The organism is Holdemania sp., assembly GCF_986127675.1.
Genome location: NZ_CFQZWI010000137.1, coordinates 1 through 5,941 on the forward strand (window position 1 = coordinate 1; position 5,941 = coordinate 5,941).

The window sequence follows — 5,941 nt, forward strand, 5'->3', positions numbered from 1 at the left end:
GACGCTCTTCCGATCTGCCCAATCACTCACAACCTGATCTTGAGTTCTTTGTACAACCTTGATCAGCGTCTGCCGCAGATTTTCTTCATCCAGCTGCGTGATCAGCGCCTCCACTGCGCTTTGGGCAATATAATCCGCCTGCTGCTGGGTCACGTCCGCGGCCGTCTGCTGAAAAGCCCGGCGGGAAAGAGGAATCAGAGCGGCGGCAAAAATCAGAAACACCATAAAAAGACAGATTGTCAGCAACAATGTGCTTCCCTGTTTTGACCGCATTGCGACACCCCCTTTCTCTTTAGTTAATCGTTAAACGTGTAGAACTGGATATGAAACGAACCCTGCATCTGCTTTTCTTTCTCGTTCACCGACAGAGACGTAATCGAAATGACCTGCGGCAGCTGCTGGATCTTATCCATCGCGCCGATCATCTGATCCATCGAACCAGTGACCGTGAAATCCGCTTCCACCATCAGCACGACGCTTAATGCCTGTTCGCTGCCGGGAAGCATCGCATAGGTCAGATCCGAGATCGTCAGAGAATCCCATTGTTTGATAAAATCGGCCATCGTTTCATACAGGTATTCGTCTTTCAATTCCGAATACTTCGGCGGCACGAAGCGGTCGGCCAGATTCTGCAGCTGAACCGCCAGATCCACATGATCCTGATTCAAGGCGTCCAGCATGTCGATCATCAGCTGCTGCTGCGCCAGCTCGTCTTCAATCTGAGCGCGCTCGCTGACTAAATCCTCATGTTTTTGCTGCATCGGGGTCAAAATAAACTGAATGCCAATCACGTTCAATAACATAAACGCCAGGACGACCAGTAAGATTTTCTCACGTTCAGAGAGTTTCATTCCGCGTCCACCCCTTTCAGCGTCAATGTGATCAGGAAATTGTAGTTCTTCTTGCTTTCGTTATAGGTAAAGCCGGTATAATTCACATCCGCAAACCAGTTTGTCGAACGCAGATCCTGCGCGTATTGAGATGGGGAAAGCCGGCTGCCTGCCGTACAGGTCAGCTGAACGGCCAGACCATCCTGAACCTGCAGTCCGCTGATCGCGACGTCCTTGGGACGCAGCGCCTGAATCTGCTCGAACAGCGTCTTGGAAAACTGTTCAGTCTGTTCGCTGTACTGCAGCACCTGAAGCGCGTCTTCAATCTGCTGACGGGTCAGCGTATTTTCACTCGACAGCATCAGCGCGTCGTCATACTGCTGCAGCCGCTCGGGCAGCTGCAGCTGCGCCTGCACCTGCCTGATCGCGTTGTCCTCAATCTGATTCAAAGCGAATTGCCGATAGCAAAGGATCGCAAGAAGGAAGGCGTTAACGACAAACAGCCCGAGAATCACGCGCAGGCTGCGGCGCCGTTGGTAAGCCTCGGTATAGCGCTGATGATCAATTCCCCTGAACAGGTCGTAAGGCCGCGCCAGCATCGCCAGACCATATACCGCGCAGACCTGCGAGGAAACCTCGGATGCGCTCAAGCCGCTGACTGCCGGGAAGATCTCGGTCGGCAGCCGCAGCAGCTGCGTCAGCTCGCCGGCGATTGACTCGGCGTTCTCCGGCACACCGACCCGCACCAGCTCCACGGGCGAATCGGGATTCTTAATCCGCTGGAATTGGACAAGCTGGGAAATCCGCTCGTTCATGACGGCCAGCGGCGTCTGATTGCGATCAAAGCGGAACACGTTGGAAAACATGAAGCGGCCGTTATTGAATAAAACCGACGTGCAGACTTCGTCCGAACACCACGAATAAATCGCGGTCTTTTCTTCATTTAACCGCATTCCCGCCTGGATTAACGCCAGCGTCGAGGTGATCATCCGCTGCGGCTTGAGGCCCGCCGCTTTCAGCGCTTTGCTGTAAGTATCGCCATACGACTGCGGGACGACGACCGTCAGACTTTCGCTGCCGTTTTCCGCCTGCGGCAAAATCGCGTAATCAACGGTATTTTCTGTGATGTTGCCGATCTGGCGGGCCAAATTGAAATAGAGGTTCTTTTCCAATGCCTTCGCCTTGAGTTTCGGCGTTTCGATCTGACGGTAGATCACCGCCGTGCTGTCGGCAATCACCGTTACTTTTTTGCCTTTGAGTCCCAGCTCGGAAACCATCGTTTTCGCCCATTGGGCAAAGGCTTCCTCATTCTGGATAAAGCCGTTGATCAATAAACCTTCGGGAATCGCGCAGGAATGCGTGCGCTGAACCTCCAGCGCATGTTTTTTTGCTTTTCCCCAAACCACAACGGCATGCCGCTGCATAATATGCAATAGTATCATAATGCTTCCCCCTGCTATGCGATCATCCCGTAGGAATCATAAATTGGCATGATGATGGAAATAATAACGAAGAAGATGATGATCGCCAGAATCACGATCATGATCGGCTCCATCAGCGCGACCATCTTCTGCGTCGCGTTGTCCGCTTCCGTATCGTAATAATCCGAGATTGAATTCAGCACTTCCTCCAGCGATCCGGATTCCTCGCCGACATACATCATCGAGTTCAGCAAGGGATCGAACGCTTCAGAAGCTTCAATCGAACGGGAGAGCATCTCACCCCGCCGCACCCGTTCACAGATCCAGTTCACCTTTTCGGTAAAATAGCTGTTATTTAAGACGTCGCCGGATACCTGCAGCGAATCAATGACGGAAATTCCGCTGGAATACAGCGAGGAAAACGTCCGCGCAAACCGCGAGGTCGCAACGATCCGGTTCAGCGTTCCAAACACCGGAAATTTTACTTTAATCTCATCGAAGCCCCGGCGGATTGCCGGCACTTTCAAGGCCATCCGGAAACCGAGGATCGCCACCAGCACGCCTAAGAGCAGAAACGGCCAGTAAGCGACGATGAAATTGCTCATGGAGATCAGCAGCAGCGTATTCCACGGCAGCTCCATATCCCCGACCATGCTCAAAAAGCTCGGCACAACGGAAGTCATCAGCGCAAGGATGACGGCAACGGTCACCACCAGCAGCATAATCGGATAGATTAAAGCAGAGGTGACCTTGTTGCGCAGCTTATATTCTTTGTCGTAATGCCCCGCCATGCGCTCCATGACCGAATCCAGCGTTCCGTTCATCTCTCCAGCCTGCACCAGATAGATCAACAGCGGCGGAAACGCCTGCTGACATTGCTTCATCGCCAGCGTCAGCGAAGAGCCTTTGCGCACTTCCTCGACCAGCTGAGCATACAGCTTCTTCATTTTCTTCTTATCACTTTTCTGCCGCAGCATTTCCAGGGCGTTGACTAACGGAATCCCTGAGCTTAACATCGCTGACAGCTGCTTGCACATCAGAGAAAGCTCCTGATTTTTCGGTTTTACCGTCTGGGTTTCCCATTGTGCCTTGCGGTGGGCGTTGAGACAATACAGCCCTTCGTTATTCAACAGCGAGTAGAGATGCACGACGTCTTCCGCCCGCTTCTCGCCCCGTACTTTTTTTCCTTCGTTGTTCACTGCCGTATAAAGATAGGACTCCATTCAACACACATCCTTCATTTCGGTTAGATCATTTTTATTATTATATCATCTTTAAGGATGTCTGCCCAGAATTCAGCCGTAAACTTCTAACATTTTTAAAGGAGAGAGACTATGCGTATTGACTTAAATCTGATTCAGGAGCTTCAACAGAAAAATATTGAACTGCAGCGGCGGGTGACGATGGCGCCGTACACGTCGTTTCATATCGGCGGGCCGGCGGAGTTAGTCGCACTGCCCGACACTGCTGCCAAGCTGCGGGACTGTGTGGTTTGTGCGGCGCGGGCGGAAATTCCCTACCGGATTTTAGGTCAGGCCAGCAACGTTCTGATCCCAACCGCCGGCTATCCGGGGATGATCATCCTGCTGCGGTCCAACTGGGCCGGACTGAGGCGGAAAGGCACGCTGCTGCGGGCGGACGCCGGACTCACGATCAAGCGGCTGTGCAACGGCGCGATGCAGGCGGAATTATCCGGACTGGAACGTTTGTATGGAATTCCCGGCAGCGTCGGGGGCGCGCTGCACAACAACAGCGGTGCTTTCGGCACAGAGCTTTCAGAGATTCTGGAATCCGCCCAGGTTTTAGTCGACGGTGAAGAAAAAACCTTCACCCGCGATCAGCTGCGCTTCGGCTATCGTTCCAGCCTGCTCAATGATCAAAACCATGTGTTAGTCAGCGCCGTCTTTCGTCTGACGCCGGGCCGCCGCCAGGAAATCAAAGCACTCATGGAAGAAACCATGGCCCGCCGCACCGCCAGGCAGCCGCTGGACTATCCCAGCGCCGGCAGTGTGTTTAAGCGCCCCGCCGGTCATTACGCCTCGGCCCTGATCGACCAGTGCGGCCTCAAAGGTAAACAGATCGGCGGCGCGCAGGTTTCGGAAAAACACGCCGGCTTTATCATCAACCGCAATCAGGCTTCCAGCGGCGATGTCACGGCGTTGGTCGCGCACATACAAAAGGAGGTCTTCGATCAGACCTCCGTCGTTCTGGAATGTGAAATTGAAACGCTTTAACGCGCGAATTCTTCCTTGACCTGCCGCAGCAGCTGCGGATCCGAGGCCAGCTCAACCGCGCACATCGCCAGCGCGCTGGCGCCGTTTTCCAACCCTGCGCACCCCTGCGGACTGATCGTCGCGGCCGCCATCTCGCGGGAATGACCTGTCACTTCACATCCGCAGATCTGGATATATCCGTGCAGCGCCGGACAGCGGTAGCTGACCGCGCCGATATCGCTGGAACCGCCCGGCACCTCGTCGACCGGCTGGATGTCGCTTAAGCCCAGTTCGGCATATTGTTTTTCCAGCAATTTGCACAGTGTATAATTGATTTTATTGTCTTCGTACGGACATTCGTACATGCTTGTTTTCAAGGTCGTCCCGGCCATCTGGCAAGCCCCCTCGGCGCACTCCACCGCCCGCTGCGACATCGCCTTCGCCTCCGCCATCGTCGGCGCGCGGAAATAGTATTCCAGCGACGCATAGGCCGGGATGACGTTGGCCGCTTCCCCGCCGTCCTTGACGATTCCGTGAATAAAGCTGCCCGGTTCCATAAACTGCCGCAGCATGTTGATTGCGACAAACGTATTGACCGCCGCGTCCAGCGCGCTGCGGCCTTCCTGCGGGTGGCAGGCGTGTGCGTTTTTGCCAAAGAATTCAAATTTCAGCGGCATCAGCGCGTTGGTTCTGCCGCCCAGCCGGTTTTCCGTGCCCGGATGGATCATCATCGCCGCATCAAGATCGTCGAAGCAGCCCTTCTCGGCCATCCGCACCTTGCCGCCGAAGTTTTCCTCGGCCGGCGTCCCGATTACCCGAACTTCTCCGCCCAGCTGATCGATCACCGCTTTATAAGCGCCGCCCGCCAGCACGCCGATCGCCGCGATCAGGTTGTGGCCGCAGCCGTGGCCGACCTCCGGCAGCGCATCGTATTCGCATAAAAACGCGATTTTCGGTCCCGGCTTTCCAGAATCATAGCGGCCGATGAAGCCGGTCGGAAGCAGATAGCTCCGCTCCACCGCAAACCCCAGCTGTTCCAGTTTTTCGCATAGCAGCGCCATTGATTCAAATTCCTGATCGCCCAGTTCAGGATGCTCATACATCGCCTTGACCAGCTCCATCCCTTCGTCAAGATGCTGCTTAACCCATGTCTTGCATTGTTCTTTCATACCCATTCACCTCATGGTTAAAAATTTATCATGTTCCATCCTGTTTGTCACGTCTTTCCGCTTAAATCCGATCACGATTTCGGATTTCTTTTTCTTTCCGGCAGAGAAAAAGCAGAACATCGTCTCAAAACGAACGCTCTGCTTCATTCTTATTCCACGATCTCGCCCGCCTGCGTCAGCGCCCACTTGGACACGCTCGGACCGATCAGTTCATAAATCAGGGTACCGCACAGGACAACTGCCCGCACGGTTTCCGCGTACTGCGGCACAACGGTCTGCGCGACGACGGTCAGAGATCGGAAGAGCAC

General features: G+C 54.4%; 6 protein-coding genes. 1 reads left to right on the forward strand and 5 read right to left on the reverse strand.

The features are described from left to right. The 4 genes from AC5OW4_RS14030 to AC5OW4_RS14045 form a co-directional block, all read right to left on the reverse strand. A partial coding sequence (locus AC5OW4_RS14030; protein ID WP_493677112.1) for a hypothetical protein occupies positions 1 to 273 on the reverse strand: 273 nt, incomplete at its 3' end. Positions 274 to 296: 23 nt separating this feature from the next. Then, positions 297 to 851 (reverse strand): type II secretion system protein M, encoded by a 555-nt coding sequence (locus AC5OW4_RS14035; RefSeq protein ID WP_072684310.1) that lies wholly within the window; start codon positions 849 to 851, stop codon positions 297 to 299. Then, complete coding sequence (gene pilM / locus AC5OW4_RS14040; protein WP_139248603.1) at positions 848 to 2,272, reverse strand: pilus assembly protein PilM; 1,425 nt, start codon at positions 2,270 to 2,272, stop codon at positions 848 to 850. The genes AC5OW4_RS14035 and pilM overlap by 4 nt, the downstream gene beginning before the upstream one ends. A gap of 14 nt (positions 2,273 to 2,286) precedes the next feature. Continuing rightward, positions 2,287 to 3,474, reverse strand: coding sequence for a type II secretion system F family protein (locus AC5OW4_RS14045; RefSeq protein ID WP_195548261.1), 1,188 nt, complete (start codon positions 3,472 to 3,474; stop codon positions 2,287 to 2,289). A gap of 111 nt (positions 3,475 to 3,585) precedes the next feature. On the opposite strand from AC5OW4_RS14045, the gene murB reads away from it, so the two are divergent. Next, positions 3,586 to 4,485, forward strand: coding sequence for a UDP-N-acetylmuramate dehydrogenase (murB, locus tag AC5OW4_RS14050; protein ID WP_072684307.1), 900 nt, complete (start codon positions 3,586 to 3,588; stop codon positions 4,483 to 4,485). Here the strand turns inward: murB and AC5OW4_RS14055 are convergent. Further along, entirely contained in the window at positions 4,482 to 5,633 is a 1,152-nt protein-coding gene (locus AC5OW4_RS14055) for a M20 family metallopeptidase (RefSeq protein WP_229100744.1), read from the reverse strand. The genes murB and AC5OW4_RS14055 overlap by 4 nt on opposite strands. Positions 5,634 to 5,941 lie beyond the last annotated feature (308 nt).

What these genes read in the sequence shown, in the direction of transcription:
- AC5OW4_RS14035 (WP_072684310.1), bottom strand. Translation starts at nt 851, where the DNA reads ATGAAACTCTCTGAACGTGAGAAAATCTTACTGGTCGTCCTGGCGTTT.
- pilM (WP_139248603.1), bottom strand. Translation starts at nt 2,272, where the DNA reads ATGATACTATTGCATATTATGCAGCGGCATGCCGTTGTGGTTTGGGGA.
- AC5OW4_RS14045 (WP_195548261.1), bottom strand. Translation starts at nt 3,474, where the DNA reads ATGGAGTCCTATCTTTATACGGCAGTGAACAACGAAGGAAAAAAAGTA.
- murB (WP_072684307.1), top strand. Translation starts at nt 3,586, where the DNA reads ATGCGTATTGACTTAAATCTGATTCAGGAGCTTCAACAGAAAAATATT.
- AC5OW4_RS14055 (WP_229100744.1), bottom strand. Translation starts at nt 5,633, where the DNA reads ATGAAAGAACAATGCAAGACATGGGTTAAGCAGCATCTTGACGAAGGG.